This is a genomic window from Pseudalkalibacillus sp. JSM 102089 (assembly GCF_041366475.1).
Lineage (GTDB): Bacteria > Bacillota > Bacilli > Bacillales > Guptibacillaceae > Guptibacillus > Guptibacillus hwajinpoensis_B.
In genome coordinates, this window is record NZ_JBEWYW010000005.1 from 143,861 (window position 1) to 162,747 (window position 18,887).

General features: G+C 39.3%; 20 protein-coding genes. 16 read left to right on the top strand and 4 right to left on the bottom strand.

The genetic code is table 11. From position 1 onward, the window contains the following. The first annotated feature begins 104 nt into the window (after positions 1 to 104). Entirely contained in the window at positions 105 to 812 is a 708-nt protein-coding gene (locus tag ABVF21_RS13190; RefSeq protein ID WP_303532290.1) for a pseudouridine synthase, read from the top strand. 94 nt (positions 813 to 906) lie between these two features. Continuing rightward, positions 907 to 1,518 carry a PRC-barrel domain-containing protein gene (locus ABVF21_RS13195; protein WP_371018337.1) on the top strand — a complete coding sequence of 204 codons (612 nt, stop codon included), beginning with the start codon at positions 907 to 909 and terminating at the stop codon, positions 1,516 to 1,518. A 253-nt stretch (positions 1,519 to 1,771) separates the two neighbouring features. On the opposite strand, the gene ABVF21_RS13200 is transcribed toward ABVF21_RS13195, so the two are convergent. Beyond that, a complete protein-coding gene (locus tag ABVF21_RS13200) occupies positions 1,772 to 2,011 on the bottom strand; it encodes a DeoR family transcriptional regulator (protein ID WP_159783850.1) in 240 nt (79 codons plus the stop codon). Between the two features lie 411 nt (positions 2,012 to 2,422). On the opposite strand from ABVF21_RS13200, the gene ABVF21_RS13205 reads away from it, so the two are divergent. Both ABVF21_RS13205 and pepV read left to right on the top strand, forming a co-directional pair. Then, the gene (locus ABVF21_RS13205) at positions 2,423 to 3,433 is read left to right on the top strand and encodes a potassium channel family protein (protein WP_303532281.1); all 1,011 of its coding nucleotides are present in this window, start codon (positions 2,423 to 2,425) and stop codon (positions 3,431 to 3,433) included. A gap of 5 nt (positions 3,434 to 3,438) precedes the next feature. Beyond that, positions 3,439 to 4,848 carry a dipeptidase PepV gene (gene pepV, locus ABVF21_RS13210; RefSeq protein WP_303532279.1) on the top strand — a complete coding sequence of 470 codons (1,410 nt, stop codon included), beginning with the start codon at positions 3,439 to 3,441 and terminating at the stop codon, positions 4,846 to 4,848. A 68-nt stretch (positions 4,849 to 4,916) separates the two neighbouring features. Here pepV and cysK read toward each other — a convergent pair whose 3' ends face one another. Beyond that, positions 4,917 to 5,846 (bottom strand): cysteine synthase A, encoded by a 930-nt coding sequence (gene cysK / locus ABVF21_RS13215; protein WP_303532276.1) that lies wholly within the window; start codon positions 5,844 to 5,846, stop codon positions 4,917 to 4,919. 218 nt (positions 5,847 to 6,064) lie between these two features. Here cysK and thpR point away from each other — a divergent pair, with 218 nt between their 5' ends. From thpR to ABVF21_RS13240, 5 genes are all read left to right on the top strand, one after another. Then, positions 6,065 to 6,619 (top strand): RNA 2',3'-cyclic phosphodiesterase, encoded by a 555-nt coding sequence (gene thpR / locus ABVF21_RS13220; protein WP_303532273.1) that lies wholly within the window; start codon positions 6,065 to 6,067, stop codon positions 6,617 to 6,619. Further along, positions 6,603 to 6,974: a CidA/LrgA family protein gene (locus ABVF21_RS13225; RefSeq protein ID WP_194219224.1), complete on the top strand. Its 372-nt coding sequence runs from the start codon at positions 6,603 to 6,605 to the stop codon at positions 6,972 to 6,974. The genes thpR and ABVF21_RS13225 overlap by 17 nt, the downstream gene beginning before the upstream one ends. Positions 6,975 to 6,980: 6 nt before the next feature. After that, a complete protein-coding gene (locus ABVF21_RS13230) occupies positions 6,981 to 7,667 on the top strand; it encodes an LrgB family protein (protein WP_371018338.1) in 687 nt (228 codons plus the stop codon). Between the two features lie 94 nt (positions 7,668 to 7,761). Next, positions 7,762 to 9,903 carry a type I pullulanase gene (gene pulA, locus ABVF21_RS13235; RefSeq protein ID WP_303532267.1) on the top strand — a complete coding sequence of 714 codons (2,142 nt, stop codon included), beginning with the start codon at positions 7,762 to 7,764 and terminating at the stop codon, positions 9,901 to 9,903. Between the two features lie 124 nt (positions 9,904 to 10,027). Beyond that, positions 10,028 to 10,837: a phosphotransferase family protein gene (locus ABVF21_RS13240; protein WP_194219227.1), complete on the top strand. Its 810-nt coding sequence runs from the start codon at positions 10,028 to 10,030 to the stop codon at positions 10,835 to 10,837. On the opposite strand, the gene ABVF21_RS13245 is transcribed toward ABVF21_RS13240, so the two are convergent. Both ABVF21_RS13245 and cydS read right to left on the bottom strand, forming a co-directional pair. Then, positions 10,818 to 11,096 (bottom strand): YtzH-like family protein, encoded by a 279-nt coding sequence (locus ABVF21_RS13245; protein ID WP_226614789.1) that lies wholly within the window; start codon positions 11,094 to 11,096, stop codon positions 10,818 to 10,820. The two genes, ABVF21_RS13240 and ABVF21_RS13245, sit on opposite strands and share 20 nt — an antisense overlap. Positions 11,097 to 11,229: 133 nt before the next feature. Next, positions 11,230 to 11,325, bottom strand: a complete 96-nt coding sequence (gene cydS / locus ABVF21_RS13250) for a cytochrome bd oxidase small subunit CydS (RefSeq protein WP_371018339.1) — start codon at positions 11,323 to 11,325, stop codon at positions 11,230 to 11,232. 182 nt (positions 11,326 to 11,507) lie between these two features. Between cydS and trmB the strand changes: the two genes are divergently transcribed. The 7 genes from trmB (at position 11,508) to ABVF21_RS13285 (ending at position 18,858) form a co-directional block, all read left to right on the top strand. Further along, positions 11,508 to 12,149, top strand: coding sequence for a tRNA (guanosine(46)-N7)-methyltransferase TrmB (gene trmB / locus ABVF21_RS13255; RefSeq protein WP_303532262.1), 642 nt, complete (start codon positions 11,508 to 11,510; stop codon positions 12,147 to 12,149). A 91-nt stretch (positions 12,150 to 12,240) separates the two neighbouring features. Beyond that, positions 12,241 to 13,083, top strand: a complete 843-nt coding sequence (locus ABVF21_RS13260) for a YtnP family quorum-quenching lactonase (RefSeq protein ID WP_283153854.1) — start codon at positions 12,241 to 12,243, stop codon at positions 13,081 to 13,083. 203 nt (positions 13,084 to 13,286) lie between these two features. Beyond that, a complete protein-coding gene (locus ABVF21_RS13265) occupies positions 13,287 to 14,039 on the top strand; it encodes a DeoR/GlpR family DNA-binding transcription regulator (RefSeq protein WP_283153855.1) in 753 nt (250 codons plus the stop codon). Further along, the gene (gene pfkB, locus ABVF21_RS13270) at positions 14,036 to 14,968 is read left to right on the top strand and encodes a 1-phosphofructokinase (RefSeq protein ID WP_283153856.1); all 933 of its coding nucleotides are present in this window, start codon (positions 14,036 to 14,038) and stop codon (positions 14,966 to 14,968) included. The genes ABVF21_RS13265 and pfkB overlap by 4 nt, the downstream gene beginning before the upstream one ends. Continuing rightward, positions 14,965 to 16,872 carry a PTS fructose transporter subunit IIABC gene (locus tag ABVF21_RS13275; protein ID WP_371018340.1) on the top strand — a complete coding sequence of 636 codons (1,908 nt, stop codon included), beginning with the start codon at positions 14,965 to 14,967 and terminating at the stop codon, positions 16,870 to 16,872. The genes pfkB and ABVF21_RS13275 overlap by 4 nt, the downstream gene beginning before the upstream one ends. A gap of 346 nt (positions 16,873 to 17,218) precedes the next feature. Next, positions 17,219 to 18,061 carry a pyrroline-5-carboxylate reductase gene (gene proC / locus ABVF21_RS13280; RefSeq protein WP_194219234.1) on the top strand — a complete coding sequence of 281 codons (843 nt, stop codon included), beginning with the start codon at positions 17,219 to 17,221 and terminating at the stop codon, positions 18,059 to 18,061. 257 nt (positions 18,062 to 18,318) lie between these two features. Next, entirely contained in the window at positions 18,319 to 18,858 is a 540-nt protein-coding gene (locus ABVF21_RS13285; protein WP_283153858.1) for a hypothetical protein, read from the top strand. Positions 18,859 to 18,887: the final 29 nt, after the last annotated feature.

Genomic DNA, 18,887 nt, shown 5'->3' on the forward strand with positions numbered 1-18,887 from the left:
CAAACGTGCATATTGGCATTTAACGTTTACATACCCTTCAGAACTAGAAAGTATGCTAAAAAAGTAAATAAATCGTGGAAAAAATATGGAAAAGGATTGATTTTATGCGTTTAGATAAACTATTGGCAAATATGGGCTATGGAACTAGAAAGGAAGTAAAAAAACTTCTTAAGACAGGCGTTGTCCGCGTTGATGAAGAGATCATTAAAGATCCAAAGCAACACGTTAACACTGAACAGAACCAAGTAACGGTTCATGAAGAAATAGTTGAATATCGGGAATTTATTTATTTGATGATGAATAAGCCAGCAGGTGTGATTTCAGCAACGGAAGATGAAGACGATGAGACCGTCATTGACATTCTCATTCCTGATGATCAAGTTTTTGAACCATTTCCTGTCGGTCGTCTGGATAAAGATACAGAAGGATTGCTTATCATTACAAATGATGGAAAGCTCGCGCATCATTTAACGTCACCAAAACATCATGTTCCTAAAACATACTTCGCTAATATTAATGGTGTTGTTACAGAAGAAGATGTTCATGCTTTTGAAAAAGGTGTCACTCTTGATGATGGTTACGAAACAAAACCAGGTGAATTGACCATTCTATCATCGGATGAGGTCTCGGAGGTTGAATTAACGATACATGAAGGGAAGTTTCATCAAGTAAAGCGGATGTTTGAAGCAGTCGGAAAGCAGGTCGTTTATTTGCAGCGGATTCAAATGGGGGATATTCACCTTGATCGCGATTTAGAACCGGGGGAGTACCGCGAATTAACAGCTGAAGAAGTAGACATTCTGCATAAGTAAGTCCTCCTCTGATGGAGGAAGGTTTACTTTACCGTTTTCTTTTCGTGTAGCTGGGGAATATCCTTACTAGTCAGTCGCGAAGGAGAGGATGTTCATGATTAAGGTTGGAAAAGAAGTGCTGAATCAAAAGCTTAAGAATGATTCAACAGCTGAATTTGTTGTAAAGCAGGTTTATTTCGATCGATCACTTTCTAAAGCAACGTTTGTTGAGGTTCAGAAAAAAGAAGCTACGAATAAGCAGAATGCAATACCAGATCATCATTCAGATGAAATGCTTCATTCTATTCAAGCCTCTGGGGGGCAGTTTACTCCTGATAACTATCCTGTTACAGACGATGACCGAAAAGAAAAGGAAGCCAATGAAACGATGATTATTTCATATAATCAGATCAATTGGGAAGGTGATGATTACCTTCTTTATAATCAACAAGAAGAAGTGCAATCCTCCGTTCTAATTGATCAATGTTCATATAATTCGTTGGATAAATGTCAGGTGCTAACAGAGGATGGTGAAGAGTTAGGGAAGGTGAAAGATATCGTGATCCATAAGGATGGACAGATTGAAGGATTTTATCTTTCAGAGGGTTTCTTATCTGATTTTCTTTCAAGTGATCACCCTTTTCTAAGTGCGGATCAATCTGTAAGTTATCATCATGATAAAATCATGGTTCCAGCGAATTATCATCACTCATTATTGAAAAAATAAATGATGCAAGCCCTGCTCTAGTAGCAGGGCTTTTATCGTGGTCTCCTTAATTAGAGGGTTGTGTCAATAAGCGTTGTTGAATTTTAGCTCATTTAGGCATTTAAAGCGAATACTCACTTCAATGATTCAAAAATCAAAAAATCAACAATAGAAGCTAACATATCCAAAATCAAAAGTGAAAGAGACCAAAAATAAAGGCCTTCGTCAGAATGACATTGACGAAAAGCCAGGTTTTACGAGTGAATTTATTTTGTTATCCAACTTTTACTCTCTTGCTTGTGGTTGTCCAGAATCCTCGGTTTGGGCTTTTGACTAGTTCATTGTAGGCCAGCACGTTTAAATCTCTTTGAACAGTGCGCTGGGTAATCCCAAACTCTTCAACTAACTCATTAGTGCTGACAGTACCATGCTTGCTAATAAATAAATAGATAGACTTGATACGGGTCATCATACGATCAGTTGAAGTAATACTCAAAGAACCACTCCCTAACATGTAATCAATGCCTTATCCTTAGCATAAATAGTGACTATTAAAACCATATGAAGGAAACGTAAAGATATACTTAATTTTCTAATTGTTCCTTCGATTTTTTCATGAAAGTTTGGTTGAGTGCTCCGATTATGACTGGAAGTGATTTCTGGATGTGTTGGGTTCCCCAACTTGGTGTATTGACGAATAGGTATGACCACTTTCATAAGATAAGCGATTGATTGGTATTATTATTTAATTCCACTCCTACTCCCATTTCCCTCTTTTGGGCGAACTTACACCCCCTCTTTAAAGTTTATTTTACAATAATTCTGTTATTTCGGCAAAAAATTTCATTTCTTTTGAGTCAAACTTCCTTATCGAACTTACCTTTGCTATTCTTAAAGGACTAATATTGAGAGGAGGCGTGTGCTGGTGTTATTTCGAATATTTATTAAAAATGCGATTAAATTAAACAACCGGTTTATGATCACTGTCGCTATAGCATTAGTGATCATAAGTGCTTTTGTTATGCGTTTACTCGAACCTGAGACATTTCCTTCACTCTTTGATTCATTTTGGTGGGTTATGACGACCGTTACGACAGTAGGATATGGAGACTACTTCCCTGTCACAGTTGGAGGAAGAATCTATGCAATGTTTCTCTATATCGCAGGAATTGGATTAATTGGTGTGGTTATCGGTAAGTTTGTGGACGGATTTGCAGAAATTAAAAAGCGAAAGGAGGAAGGGAAAATGCCGTATCAGGGAGATAATCATATTGTTATAATAGGGTGGTCACAAAAGGCGGCATATGCCGTATCAGAGATTAGGGATTCTGATAAATGTGAGATTGTTATCATTGATAAACTACCAAAAACCCCGCTAACAGAAGATAACATTCATTATATACAGGGGGATGCGGCTGAAGAAGCCACTCTCAAAAAAGCGGATATAATGAAAGCGAAGGCGGTTCTGGTGTTTTCGGATGATACTATCCACGATTCTCTTCTTGCTGATGGGAAATCGTTGATTATTGCTAGTTCGATCGAACGCATGTCAACTGATATTCACACAACGGTTGAAGTGATGAAAGAAGAGCATATAAAGAATTTCACTCATGTCCAGGTAGATGAATTTGTACTTTCGCATGAAGCTGTATCTCGCATGGCTGTTAGATCAGCATTTACGAAAGGAATTTCAGGCGTCTATTCTCAGCTATTAAGTCGAGGACATGGTGATAATTTATATGAAATAGCTGTTCATCCAGATTGGAATACATATAGGGAAGCCTTTCAGGACTTATTACAGCAGGGTGCCACATTGGTTGCAGATGGTAACCGCATGGATATAAATCGCCGTCTTGATGAACCGATTTCACGTGACGCTAAATTATTTGTTATTTGTGATAAAAGCGTATATGAAAAAATAAGTAGGCAGGTGTAAATAATATGGAGAGTATAAATTGGAAAAAAGAAGTGATCAATCGAAAAGAAGATATGTTAGCTGATTTAAAAGGACTATTGAAAATCGAAAGTGTGCTAGAAGAAGAGCTGGGAAATGAAGAAGCACCGTTTGGTCCCGGCGTAAAAGAAGCTCTTGATTACATGCTTGCTTTAGGCGAGCGAGATGGCTACCAAACAAAGGATGTTAAACATGTGGCAGGGCATTTAGAATTTGGTGAAGGAGAAGACATGGTGGGTGTGCTGTGTCATGTGGACGTTGTTCCAGCGGGAAATGGTTGGACGACTCCAGCATTTGATCCTGATCTACGCGATGGGAAGTTGTTTGCTAGAGGAGCTATTGATGATAAAGGACCAACTATTGCTGCTTATTGGGCGATGAATATAGTGAAAGAACTTTTGCCTTCAGTCTCAAAGCGAGTGCGAATGATTATCGGGACAGATGAAGAAAGTTCATGGCGCTGTGTAGACACATATTTTAAAAACGAAGAAATGCCAGGGGTGGGTTTTGCACCTGATGCGGTTTTCCCTATTATAAATGCGGAGAAGGGGATTGCTGATTTCGAATGGGTTTTTCCTGTAAAAGAAACTCAGAAAGAAGGAATGATTCTTCAATCATTTCATTCTGGTCAGCGTTTGAACATGGTTCCCGATTTTGCTAATGCTAAATGTGAGGGGGATGAAGCTGAGTTACTTGACGCAAAGAAAGCATTCGAGCTATTTTTGGAAAAGAAAGGTTTAGAAGGACGTGTAACACTAGATCAGGAACTATCACTTGAAGTGCACGGTGTATCTGTCCACGGATCTGCTCCCCATGAAGGAGTAAATGCAGCCTTCAAATTAGCTGAATTTCTAGATGAACAAGCTCTCGATCAAAACGGCGCTAACTATATTGGATTTATTACAATGTGGCTCCTGGATGATTTTACTGGGGAGCGGTTTGGTGTAGCTTACGAAGATAAAGTAACAGGTTCTCTAACGATGAACGCAGGGACATTTTCATATAAAGCTAATCATGATGGACGAATAGGAATTAATCTGCGCTACCCTGTTACATGCTCATTCGATGACGTTAAGAGAACGTTCAATAAAGTAACTGAACCACTGGAAGTGCAGATGAATGTAGTTGATCATATGACACCTCATCACGTACCTGAGGATCATGAACTGATTCAAAAGCTTCAAAAGGTGTATGAAAAGCAGACTGGTGAGCAAGCGAGACTTTTATCGATTGGTGGAGGGACTTATGCGCGTTCACTAAAAGCGGGGGTTGCGTTCGGTGCTTTATTTGAAGGGAAGCCACAACTCGCTCATCAAAAAGATGAGTATGTTGATGTAGAAGATTTATTAAAAGCAACAGCCATTTATGCTGAAGCTATTTATGAACTTGCAAAATAATAGAATGAGCGCCATGCCAACATTGGCATGGCGCTGACTAATTAATGATAAAACAAAGATCACTTCTTTTATTTAGAGCTGAATAAATCACTTGAAAGGTATCGTTCACCGGAATCGCAGGTCATTGTGACAACAACTTGGTCAGGTGATAAACGTTCAGCAACTTGCATAGCAGCATATACGGCCGCACCTGATGACGGTCCCACAAGAAGTCCTTCTTCTCGAGCGAGTTTCCTGGTTACTTCGTATGCCTGTTCATCTGAGATTTTAATAACTTCATCATAGACAGACGTATTAAGAATATCTGGAATAAAGCCTGGACTTGTTCCAACAAGTTTGTGTTTTCCAGGCTTTCCACCAGACAACACTGGTGAGCCTTCAGGTTCTACAACATGAACGGTTAAGTCAGGGTAGTGTTCTTTCAGTACTTCTCCTGTTCCTGTTACGGTTCCGCCAGTACCAGCTGTTGAGATAAAGGCTGCCGGTGTAACTCCGAGCTGCTTCATTCCTTCAATAATCTCAAGAGCCGTCGATGTCCTATGAGCATCCGGATTAGCTGCATTCTCGAATTGCATTGGGATAAAGCTATTTTCAATAGTTTTAGCAATTTCTTTAGCCTTTTTAATTGCTCCAGGCATTTTCTCAGATGATGGAGTTAATACGACTTTTGATCCGTAAGCTTTAAGAAGCTTGATTCGCTCTTGCGTAGCATTATCGGGCATAACAATAATAGCGGGATATCCTTTAGCCGCTGCATTCATGGCAAGGCCAATACCTGTATTTCCAGAAGTAGGCTCGATGATTGTTGAACCTTCTTTGAGTAACCCATCTTGCTCAGCTTTTTCAATCATATTGAACGCTGCGCGGTCTTTTACGCTTCGACTGGGGTTGAAATATTCTAGTTTGGCGTAAATTTTTGCTCCGTCGGGGTTTGGAACACGGTTTAATTTAAGTAATGGTGTATCACCAATAAGATCAGCCATATTTTCATAGATCATATAAGCACATCCTTTTCAGACAAGTTAAGGTTATTTTCCTTATTTAATTGGTAAGAGTATAGAGAGTAATAATATCGGTGGAGCCCAACAGATAATGATTCCTATTACTGTTCCCCATTATAGCAAAAGATAAATCTTAAGTAATAAGAACTAGCTTAAAAGTAAAAAGATAAAAGATTATTCAGTTTTTTTGGTAGAATAGAATTAGGATAGAAAGAGTGAGTAAGTTGAATACACATTATTTTATAGCACTCCCCATCCAACCACAACTTAGAAGAACGCTTCAAGAAATTCAAGAAAGCTCTCCTTTAGAATTGTTTAAACATGTGGTGTATCCTGAAGATTTTCATATTACACTAGCTTTTTTAGGTGGAGCAGAAGAAGAACAGTTATCTGTACTTCATCAAGGGTTGGAGAGGGTGGTTAAGAATAGTAAACCCTTTAAGGTTATGCTTGAAGGGTTAGATCATTTCGGTCATGATAGACGCCCAAGAGTACTTTACGCTTCCGTCCATCGAACAGAACCATTGAAAATAATTCATCAAGAAATACTGCGGGTGAGTGAATTGGCAGGTTTTCCTGTTAGTAAAGGGGAATATTCTCCTCACGTTACACTTGCAAAAAAATGGCGCGACTCTAGTAAAGAAATACAACCTGATTGGCCATCACTATCATGTGAAAGTCAGGACGTCTCAAGCATTCATCTTTATCGAGTTGAACCTAATGATAAACCGAAATACAAATGTGTGGCCTCTTATGAATTCACTAATTAATAAGTTCCTTATGATCACCTTGCAGATTGGCCTTCTGTTCGGGTTTTACATTGTAGGAGGTTATCTCCAAAAGGTCTTATCACTTCCAATTCCAGGAAGCGTTGTTGGAATGCTCCTTCTCTTGTTGGGACTTTATTTAAAGTGGATTCCCGTGAGTTGGATTTCTCAAGGAGCAGCTACATTATTGAATCATTTACCGTTGCTTTTTATACCAGTTACTGTCGGTATTGTACAACATCTCGACTTCTTTAGTGGAAAAAGTCTCTGGTTAGTTCCAATCGTTCTGATAAGCACATGGATTGTAATGGGAACGACAGGATTGCTTGGCCAGTTTCTTGCTAATCGAAAGGAGTAGAGAAAAATGATGATCGTGCAAATGATTCTATGGTTTATGATTACTTTATTGTTATATGTTGTTTTCCGGCGTCTTTATCAGATATTTCCTTATCCATTTATGATACCAGTGCTAACGTGCACTGTTATTCTCGTTCTCATCTTAACGTCCTTGGATGTGTCATATGACACTTATTTCAGCGGGGGGAAATGGATTGATGCTTTATTAGGGCCTGCTATTGTGGCACTTGCCTTTCCGCTATATCAACAAAGGGAATTATTAAGTAAATACAAATTAGAAATACTTGTAACGGTACTAATAGCAAGTATAGTAGGCATTTTGTCAGGATATTGGCTTGCGGTCATAAGTGGGTATAATGAAATGATTGTCTCCACAATTATTTCAAAAAACGTGACAACCCCTGTTGCGATGGAAGTAGCCAGTATGACTGGTGGAGAGCCAGCCTTTGCGGTTATTTTCGTCATGATCGCTGGGATTGGCGGTGCTGTCACAGGGCCATGGTTATTTCAGCTACTTGGTATATCCAATTTTCTTGGAGTGGGAATGGCTTTTGGTGGGGCATCACACGCCATTGGCACTTCAAAAGCACTTGAATATGGAGAGAGAGAAGCTGCTATTAGTTCTATTGGGTTAAGTTTATGTGCCCTAAGTGTCTCGATACTTGGACCGATATTATTAAGTTGGTTTTCATGAAAATCTAGATCGAACAAATGTCAAAAAATGATTTTCAAAATAAGATAGGTAGTGACAAACGGTTGTAAGCATCTCAGCAAAGGATGGGATTCATATGATACGAGATTATTCCGCATATAAAAAAGTAAGCCAGGCTTTTACAGCCTATTGGGATGACTTTCAGACGATTACGGTAATGGCTGATATCTCGTTAGATGTTCAAGATGCCTACACCCTTACTGATGGACATATAGATCTATCAATTGAAGTAAAAGAAACCTCTAAAATGGGGAAAAAGAGGCTTGTTTCGTTACATGTTGATCATGAATTTAGTCCAGGCAACAATTATTTTCTAGTTCATTCGAGTGGTGAAACAAGTCTTGTTTTTACTGGGAAAGTTGTCAGAACTGATTTATTTGATGAACGCTATTATTATGATGGTGAACTAGGGGCAATTCTAACTGAGAATGGAACGATCTTTCGAGTATGGGCACCGACTGCTATAGAAGTAGTCGTCAATATTTATAATGAGGAATTCCAAAAGGTAAAAGAATTACCGATGCTAAAACAAGAACAAGGTGTATTCGAGGGGTTCTCTCCCGAAGATGGAGAAGGAACGCTGTACACTTACACAGTCTATGTGAATGGAGAAATGCGAGAAACGATCGATCCTTATGCGAAAGCCGCTACGTCTAACTGCAAGTTTGGGATGGTAATGAACGCTTCAAATACTAACCCTGATGGCTGGAGCCCTATGGCAAAACCTACTTTTGCAAAACCAACTGATGCGGTTATTTATGAAATTCACGTCAGAGATTTTAGCTCACAAGCAAAAAGTGGTCTTAAAAATAGAGGGAAATATAAGGCATTTACAGAAGAGCCACCGCCTAAAGATGGTCTTCCTTCTGGGATTAATTATATAAAGTGGCTCGGTGTTACGCATGTAGAACTTCTTCCAATTCAGGATTTTGGTAGCGTTGATGAAATGAAAGCTCCTCCGGGATATAATTGGGGCTACGATCCTATCCATTATTTTGTGCCAGAAGGAAGCTATTCATTAAATTCTCATGAACCCTACACGCGAATTAGAGAAGTAAAAGAAATGATTGGGAAGCTTCACGAGAAGGGATTGAGAGTGATTATGGACGTTGTCTATAATCATGTCTATCAACTTCATGCATCCCCTTTGGAAAAAATTGTGCCAGGTTACTACTTCCGGTTTGATCATGGTGGAAAACCTTCAAATGGAACTGGCGTTGGGAATGATACGGCGTCAGAAAGAAGAATGATGAGAAAGTTAATTGTAGATTCTGTCGTTTACTGGGCAAAAGAATATGGTGTTGATGGGTTTCGCTTCGATTTGATGGGTATCCACGATAAGGAAACGATGAATGAAGTGCGTTATGCGTTAGATTGCATTGATCCATCGATATTGATTTTTGGTGAAGGTTGGCATATGAACACCATCCTACCTGATCATCGGAAAGCGATGAGCTCAAATGCGCGAGAAACGCCTAGAATCGGCTATTTCAATGACCACTTTAGAGATTCAGTTAAAGGGAAATTGTTTGATACAGGGTCTACAGGCTTCGCTAATGGAAATTTTTCAGTTAAAGAAGATGTAAAGAAGTGTATAATGGGGAGTGTTGGAGATAAATTTATTACAGCATCTCAATCCATTAATTATGTGGAATGTCACGATAACCATACGCTATGGGACCGCTTAAATCGCAGTCATCCTAGTGTGAGCGAAGAAGTGAAACAAGGCATGCATAGATTAGCTACTGCCATTACAATACTTTGTCAGGGAATTCCATTTATTCATGCAGGTCAGGAATTTTTCCGAACCAAGAATGGGGTAGAAGATAGCTATAAATCTCCAGATAAAATTAACCGATTTGATTGGCAGAGAATGAGAGCTGTCCAAGAAAATGTCAAGTATATTAGAGGACTAATCTCGATTAGAAAACATTTTGAAGCATTTAAAATGACTGAAGGTCATGACATGAATCGAATTAACTTTATCGATTCTCCAGGGCCTATTCTCGCATATCGAATCAACCAGCCCCATACTAGCGAATCGATTATTGTGATTCATAACGGAGGATATCATTCTGATGTGATCGATATTGGGGATGGAGACAAATGGATCCTTGTTGAAGGTGAACATGCAAGTGTTGAACCGTCAAGAAAAACATCTGAAAAAGTCATATCTATTGCACCGTTTAGCACAATTGTTCTAATAACAAGTGATTAACACATGAAGATTTCTTCAACGTGTGTTATAATTTTTTATTCGTAGACGGTTTTTAGCTAAGTCCGGAGAAGATCTCGCTAAAAACGCAAAACTTCCAGAATCTACAAACTAACGGAAATCGAAGGTGAATTTGTTGGATAACATTTTAGGCGAAGGCTGGCAGGTGACCCCTGCTGGCGGAGCGACAGGCGAAGCATACTTAGCTCAATATGGAGACGAGAAATTATTCCTAAAACGGAACTCCTCGCCTTTTCTGGCTGTTTTGTCGGCGGAAGGAATTGTACCGAAACTTCTCTGGACCAAGCGACTTGAGAATGGAGACGTTATTACAGCCCAAAAGTGGTTGCCGGGGAGGGAACTGAAGTCCTATGAAATGAAGCAGCCGCGAGTGGCGCAAATGCTTTATAAAATACATCGGTCTTCAGAACTTCGAAGGATGCTCAACCGGCTAGGGAAAAAGCCTCTCTCACCTGATGTGATTTATCTTGATCTATTGCAGAAGTTTGAGAATCATCATCGGAGAGACGTGGAAGTGATAAGAGCCCTTTCGTATTTAGCTGCAAATAAGAATGACCTTGAACACGTCGAAAAAGTTGTGTGTCATTGCGATGTCAATCATAACAACTGGATGTTTAGCGAAGAAGGGAATCTCTATTTGATCGATTGGGATGGAGCGGTAGTGGCAGATCCAGCTTTGGATATTGGGATGCTTCTATACTGGTATGTGCCAAAAGAAGAATGGGGAGAATGGCTCGGTCATTATGGGCTTGAAAATACAGAAAGCCTTCGCCACCGCATGTATTGGTATGTGGTAGCGCAGACCTTACTGTCCATTTATTGGTATGATCTTAAAGGCTTAGACGGGGAAGTTGAATTCTGGAAAAGGGATTTAGAAAATTTGAATCATTATCGACTTATTGATACCGATCAATAGTATCGACCCACTGGCTAATATGAGGCTGGTGGGTTTCTATGTGGTTTAATAAATTTGTTTCTGTCGCACCTGTTACACTATATTGCTCAATTTGATTGAGGATTTGTTTGATTTCTGGTGCAATGCCATTATTTTGTTGCAGGGAATTGGCAAGGCGCTGAATTTGCTCACACTCTGAAGTTGTTCCAGAGCAATCGGTTTGATGATTTTTGAGAATATCAGCGAGTATAAAAAGCTGGTCGCGATGTGATAGTGGCATAATTGTTCCTCCTTATTTGTACTATTAGATAGCGTGTACATGTGTGTAGGAATTATGCCGGTTGAATAATGAAAAAACACGGATTACTCCGTGTTTTGAAATGAAAAGTTTCTTTTATCTGCTTTTGGAGATGTTATTTAGTGTCCCCTTTTGCTCCCCAGCCAAAAAGTGCAACCACGGAAACGACGATGACAATCCAGGGTGCCCACATCATAAGAAAGTGCTCCATTTATTCATCCTCCTCCCTGACTCTAGCATAACCGATATTATTAAATGTTTCTGGTTTGCTTTTCAACAATCTTGTTACTTTTACATACCCCCTCCTTCGCCTTTCTATTCTTAAGAATTCATGGTAAAATGTCGTTTGTGTAAAACGGTGATTAGGTGATTAGATGATAAGGAAGTGAAAGTATGCGTCAACGCAATAAGCCATGGGCAGAAGATATGTTTGCAAAGAATCCTCAATTCGTTCCGACGAACCCTACTGATCGTAAAGGAAATTGGAAAGATGTTTTCGAAAATAGTAATCCGATACATTTAGAGGTTGGAACGGGTAAAGGTCAATTTATAATTGGTATGGCCAGACAGAATCCCGATGTGAATTATGTTGGTTTAGAGCTTTCATCAAGCGTAATGGTGTCAGCATTAGAGAAATTAATTGAAGAAGATGTTCCAAATGTTCGTTTGTTGAATGAGAACGCACAAGATTTAAGCACCATTTTTGAAGAAAATGAAGTCAGTCGAGTATATTTGAATTTTTCTGATCCGTGGCCCAAAAATCGTCATGAGAAAAGAAGACTTACCAATAAGACATTCCTTGATCTTTATCGGAATGTTATGAAACCAAATGGAGAGGTTCATTTTAAGACAGATAATCAAGGGCTTTTTGAATATTCTCTTCATAGCTTCTCCTTATATGGGATGATACTTAATCAAGTTAGCCTTAACTTGCATCAGAGTAATATGGAAGATAACGTGATGACGGAATATGAAGAGAAGTTCTCATCAAAAGGTAGTCGGATCTATCGATGTGAAGCACAGTTTAGAAGTTGAGTCGTTTAAATGCGGCTCTTTTTTTGAATATTATTGAAAGCGGTTTCTTTTAGTGAGAAAATGAAACTAATCTTATAAAGGTGGGATTTCGATGGAGCAGTTACAAGTTGGGAATTTATCCATTACATGGCTTAGAGGTGGTGTGACTCATATGGATGGGGGCGCGATGTTTGGAGTTGTACCAAAACCATTGTGGAGTAAGCGGTACCCGGTAAATGAAAAAAACCAGATTGAGCTTAGAACAGATCCTCTCCTTTTACAATGGCAGGGCAAGAACATCTTAATTGAATCAGGGATTGGAAAAGACAAATTAAGTGAAAAACAAAAAAGAAATTATGGAGTTGAAGAAGAGTCAGATATTCATGGGTCCCTTGAAAAACTTGGACTATCTGTTGAGGAAATTGATATTGTCTTAATGACGCATCTTCATTTTGATCACGCGAGTGGATTAACAGAGCCAGATGGAGATGGATATAAACCAACGTTTCCGAATGCTGTTATTTATGCTTCAGAGGTAGAGTGGAACGAAATGAAGGAGCCAAATATTCGTTCGAAGAATACATATTGGAAAGAAAACTGGGAAGCGATTCAAAACAAAGTTCATACATTTAAGGAATCTTATGAAGTCATTCCAGGCTTGAATATGTACCATACAGGAGGACATAGTGATGGACATGCGATTATTATTATGAATGAGGGCGAAGAGCGACTGATTCATATGGCAGATCTTATGCCAACTCATGCCCATCAGAATCCTTTATGGGTTCTTGCATACGATGATTATCCGATGACATCGATTTATGAGAAAGAGAAATGGATAAAAGATGCTGTTGATCAAAATTCGTGGTTTATTTTTTACCATGATGCGATTTATCGTGCTTTAAAGTGGGATAAGGAGTACAACGTGACGGATGAAGTAAAACGAAATGTGTGATAGTAAGGGGACTGCTAAATGGCAGTCTTTTTTTTGTTCAAATAAAGCTTTGTTCAAAGTGTAATGATAAGCAATTGTGGTTGATAGAAAGTTTCGCGTGATCATTTGTGATTGTTTTTGGTTGTTTTTGAATAAAATTGAACGAAAATGATTGACTGTTGAAAGTGCTTTCATTATAATGAGGTTAGAAAGTAGGTGATGAATTGTTAAATGCTGAACGTCATTTCATCATTTTACAAGTTCTTAAAGAAAAAGAAACGGTTACGGTACATGATTTGAGCGATGCAACTGGAGCTTCAGTTTCAACTATTCGTCGTGACCTTGTCCAACTGGAAGAAGAGAATAAGCTAAAGCGAGTACACGGCGGAGCATCTCTTTTTCACTCGAAGTGGACAGAACCGTCGCTTGGTGAGAAATCAACACAGAATTTGACCGAAAAGGAAAAAATCGCTTCTTACGCCGCTGGATTAGTTAAAGATGGTGACTGTATTTTTCTTGATGCAGGGACAACGACTCAGAAAATTGCTGAGTTTTTATCTGACAAACAGGTGATGGTTGTGACTAACGGATATCCTGTAATTGAGAGTCTTCAAGGAGATAGAATAACCACCTATGTGATTGGTGGGAAGTTCAAATCAACAACAGGAGCTATGACAGGAGCAAAGGCGCTTGAAAGTATTGAAACATATCGGTTTGATAAATGTTTTATAGGTATAAACGGTATTCATGAAACGTTAGGGTATACAACAGCTGACCCTGATGAAGCCATTATCAAAAGAGCAGCGATTAAATTATCGCGCGAACCATACATTATTGCAGATTACTCGAAATTCGGAGAAGCGGCATTCAGTAAGGTGGCTGATCTTGAAGCATGTGCCATCATTACGAACGAAAATTCTGAAATGCTCTTAGATAATATTAGTAAACAAACAACAGTAGAAGTGGTGAAAATATGATTTATACAATTACATTAAATCCATCAGTTGACTATATTGTTCGACTGGATGACCTTAAAACGGGGCTTGTTAATACAGTAGATGAAGAAACAAAGATTGCCGGTGGTAAAGGCGTTAATGTTACCAAAGTATTAAAACGACTTGGACACGATTCTACAGCGTTAGGATTTGTAGGCGGTTTTACAGGTCAATTTATTGAACAATCACTAAAAGATGAAAGCCTACATCCTCATTTCATCCATGTTGAAGGTGATACGCGAATTAACATTAAGTTAAAAAATGGTGAGGAAACTGAAATTAATGGACTATCCCCAATGATTTCTGAAGGAAATGTTGAGAAATTACTTCAACAACTTTCACAAACTGTCGCGGGTGATATCGTCGTAATGGCAGGTAGCGTGCCGACTAGTATTGATCAGAATATCTACTCTAATATCTTGAAGTCCTTACCAGACGGAGTGCAGGCTATTGTAGACACCAAGGGAAAAGCATTGGAAGAAGCCGTGAAAGCAAAGCCATTCCTAGTGAAGCCGAATCATCACGAACTTGGCGATTTGTTTGGAGTTGAAATAACTTCAGTGAAAGATGCAGTTGAATATGGTAAGAAAGTGCAACAAATGGGAGCAATGAACGTGATTGTCTCAATGGCCGGTGATGGTGCTGTGCTTATTACATCTAATGAGATTCTTTTCGGAAATGTCCCGGTCGGTAAAGTACAGAATTCAGTTGGAGCAGGGGATTCAGTCGTGGCTGGTTTTCTAAGTAAATATATTGAAACTGAGAATTTGAAGGAAGCATTCCAATCTGGAATTGCAGCAGGCAGTGCAAGCGCATTTTCAACAGGCTTTTGTACAGCAGAAGAAGTACAAGAATTAAGAAAGCAAATTAGGGTTCAGACTTATGAAGAAATGGGAGGTCGAGGTATATGAGAATCACAGAATTATTAACAAAAGAGACAATGATTCTGAATCTTGAAGCGGATTCAAAAGATCGTGTTATTAATGAGCTATCTGAAAAACTAGAGAGAGCAGGCAAATTACAGGACCTTAACGCGTTCAAAAAAGCGATACATGCGCGTGAGAAAGAGAGTACGACTGGTATTGGAGAAGGTATAGCCATTCCTCATGCCAAAACAGCAGCAGTAAAGGCACCAGCGATTGTGTTTGGACGTTCTAATGCGGGTATCGATTATCAGTCTCTTGACGGTCAGCCGGCGCACCTGTTCTTTATGATTGCTGCGACTGAAGGTGCAAACCAAACGCATCTAGAAGCGCTATCAAGACTATCTTCATTCTTAATGGATAACGAATTCCGTAAAGGGCTTCTTGAAGCAAGAACGGAAGAAGAAGTTTTGCAAGCATTTGATCAGAAAGAAGAAGAAAATGCTGATGAAGAAGAAGTAGAAGAAACAACTGAAGTTACTGGGAAAATATTAGCTGTTACAGCATGCCCTACAGGAATTGCTCACACGTATATGGCTGCGGATGCGCTGAAAGCGAAAGCATCTGAAATGGGTTATAGTGTCAAAGTTGAAACAAATGGATCTGGAGGCGTGAAAAATCGTCTAACTGATGAAGAAATTGAAAAGGCACCTGGTATTATTGTTGCTGCTGATACGAAGGTAGAAATGGAACGTTTCAAAGGAAAAAAAGTAATTGAAGTTCCAGTGGCAGAAGCAATCCGGAAGCCAGCTGACTTGTTGAAGCAAGCAGCAAATGGCGATGCGCCAATCTATCAATCTTCAGGATCATACGAAGATCAAATCAGTGAGAAGAAAAACGAAAGAAAAGGAAAGCAATCAGCTTTCTACAAGCACTTAATGAACGGTGTTTCGAATATGCTTCCGCTCGTAGTTGGGGGTGGTATTTTGATAGCCCTTTCATTTATCTTTGGTATTAATGCTGCAGATCCGGATGACCCAAGTTACAATGCATTTGCAGCAGCACTTAGCACAATTGGCGGTGGAAATGCCTTTGCCCTTATGATTCCAGTTCTTGCAGGGTTTATTGCAATGAGTATTGCCGATCGTCCTGGTCTTGCTCCTGGCCTTGTTGGTGGCTTGATGGCTTCTACGAACGGTGCAGGCTTCCTAGGTGGACTCATTGCTGGTTTCCTTGCTGGTTACGCTGTGCTTCTTTTGAAAAAGCTTTTCTCTGGACTACCACAGTCTCTTGAAGGGTTAAAGCCAGTCTTGCTTTATCCACTGTTTGGTATTTTTATTACAGGGATTATTATGATGTACGTTGTAATCGAGCCAGTTGGGGCTCTGAATACAGGGCTTGAGAACTGGTTGAGTGGTATGGGCACTACGAATAAACTCCTTCTTGGCTTAATACTAGGAGGAATGATGGCGGTAGATATGGGTGGTCCAATTAATAAAGCGGCCTTTACGTTTGGTATTGCGATGATTGATGCAGGTAATCTGACGTATCATGCAGCGATTATGGCAGGCGGTATGACACCACCACTTGGACTCGCACTTGCAACAACACTATTTAAAAATCGATTTAACAAAACTGAGCGTGAAGCAGGAAAAGTAGCGTATGTGATGGGGGCTTCATTCATCACAGAAGGCGCAATTCCATTTGCAGCAGCAGATCCAGGCCGAGTGATTCCTTCCATTATTGTTGGTTCATCTGTTGCAGGCGCATTAACAATGTTGTTTAATATAGCATTACCAGCACCGCATGGCGGAGCGTTTGTTATCTGGTCTGTAAATAACATCTCATTAACTCATATTCTTCTCTATATCCTTGCCATTGTTATTGGTACAATTATTACGGCATTGATGGTAGGGATATTGAAGAAATCTAAACCACAAGTGCAAGCATAATAATTAGAGGCCCCAAAAGGGGACCTCTTTTTTGCTATATTAATGGAAAAGCAAATCGAAATTCATATAAGTAAGGAAGAAAATTCATCATTTAAAAAACTGAAGCGAACCTTTTTTACCACAATATTGTAATAATACAGTCTTGATGAGAGGTTGTGAGAGGGCGTGAGAAGCGATATACATCGATCTCATTCACGTAGTTTGCGTTGAGATTCGAATGATAGCGTTTTCACTATGTATCTTGCACGTATGCTTATTTCTTGCTTCATAAAGGTTGAAGCGTGGTGGATGCAGTGTTAGTATAAATGACCGTAGATGATTTTTCGGAAATCCAAAGGAGGCAATCATGCTAGAAAATAAAACCGTAACGTTTATCGGAGCGGGTTCAATGGCAGAAGCAATGGCTGCAGGAATGATTGAGTCAGGTACTATTGAACCTGAACGTATTATTATGACAAACAGAAGTAATGAACAACGTCGTCAGGAACTTATGGAGAACCACGGCGTATTGGCGACTCAAAGTATAGAATTCGCAGTTCGTGAGGCTAATGTTGTTATCCTAGCAATGAAGCCAAAAGATGTTGAACGTGCACTTGAAGGAATTGAAGATTTCATTTCAGATGATCAACTTCTCTTATCAGTTCTTGCTGGCGTGCCATCATCTTATATTGAGGATCAGCTCGATGGAGAGCAACCAGTGATCCGTGTTATGCCGAACACTTCAAGTATGATTGGTAAATCTATTTCTGCCCTAGCAGCAGGAAAACATGTAAATGATGAGCAGGTGTCAATTGCCCGCGCACTTATTCGTTCTATTGGCGAAACAGTCGTGATCGAAGAAAAACAAATGGACGTATTTACAGGTGTTGCTGGAAGCGGACCGGCTTACATTTATTATGTTATTGAAAGTTTAGAAAAAGCAGCAATTGAAGGCGGTATTGAAACGGAAACAGCAAGGAAAATGGCTGTTCAAACTGTACTTGGTGCTGGAATGATGGCAGAGCAATCAGAAGACTCTCCAGCTGATCTTAGAAAGAAAGTTACTTCACCAAATGGAACAACTCAAGCGGGTCTTGAGGCATTGTATGAAAATGGTGGAGGAGAAGCTTTTGAAGCCGCAGTTGAGAATGCGGCAACACGCTCAAAAGAAATCAGCAACGAGTTTAATAAAAAACCTGTTATTCAATAAGAATCGGTGCATACCGGTTCTTTTTTTTGTTGTGCTCGTTAGTATCCCATTTTTATGCTAAATCATATGAGATAAAAGGAAACTTATATAGCCGTTTTGAAATCGGGAAAAAGGGTATGGGGCTATAAAGTTAGAACCAGAATCTATCCTCTGCTTCCTCGTATTGGATGTTTTTTTCTATAAAATGTTAGTAGAATAATAGATGGAATATGATATGATAAGAATTGGATAATTTGTTTGATAGAGGAGGAAAAATGATGAAAAAAGGGATTTTTGCACTTATTGCTGCGTTTTTGATCGCATTACCTTTCGCGAATACTGCAGCACAAGCTGAAGCTGATGTTAGTGGTGATGTAAAGAAGGGTGTTGCGGGTTACCTTGGGGAAGAGCATTATGACTATGATAAAGGTTCTCTTAAAGTTGTAGATGCTGAAAATCTTGAAGTTGATAGCTCGGCAGATAAGGACTTTAGTAAGGTTTCTATGATGCTTGTAGAATTCACGACAGTTCGTGACAATATCTTCTTTGAAGATCATACTCAGGTCCTTTTCTATGACACTGAAGCTAATGCTATTATTCCAGACTCAAAAGTATTAGACATTGAAAAAGCAAAAGAATACAAAGACAGTCATGCAGACGTAACGGGTGAGCATCTTCATATGAGTGTTATTCTAATTCTAAGTGCGATAATGCTTGTTGGTCCAGCACTTCTTGCTTATCTATGGTCAAAAAATAAGTATTCAACTCTTCGTTTTAAATTACAAAATAATGTATACGATACGAATACTACTTTCTAATTAATGAATGTATGTTACCCCCTTGCGGT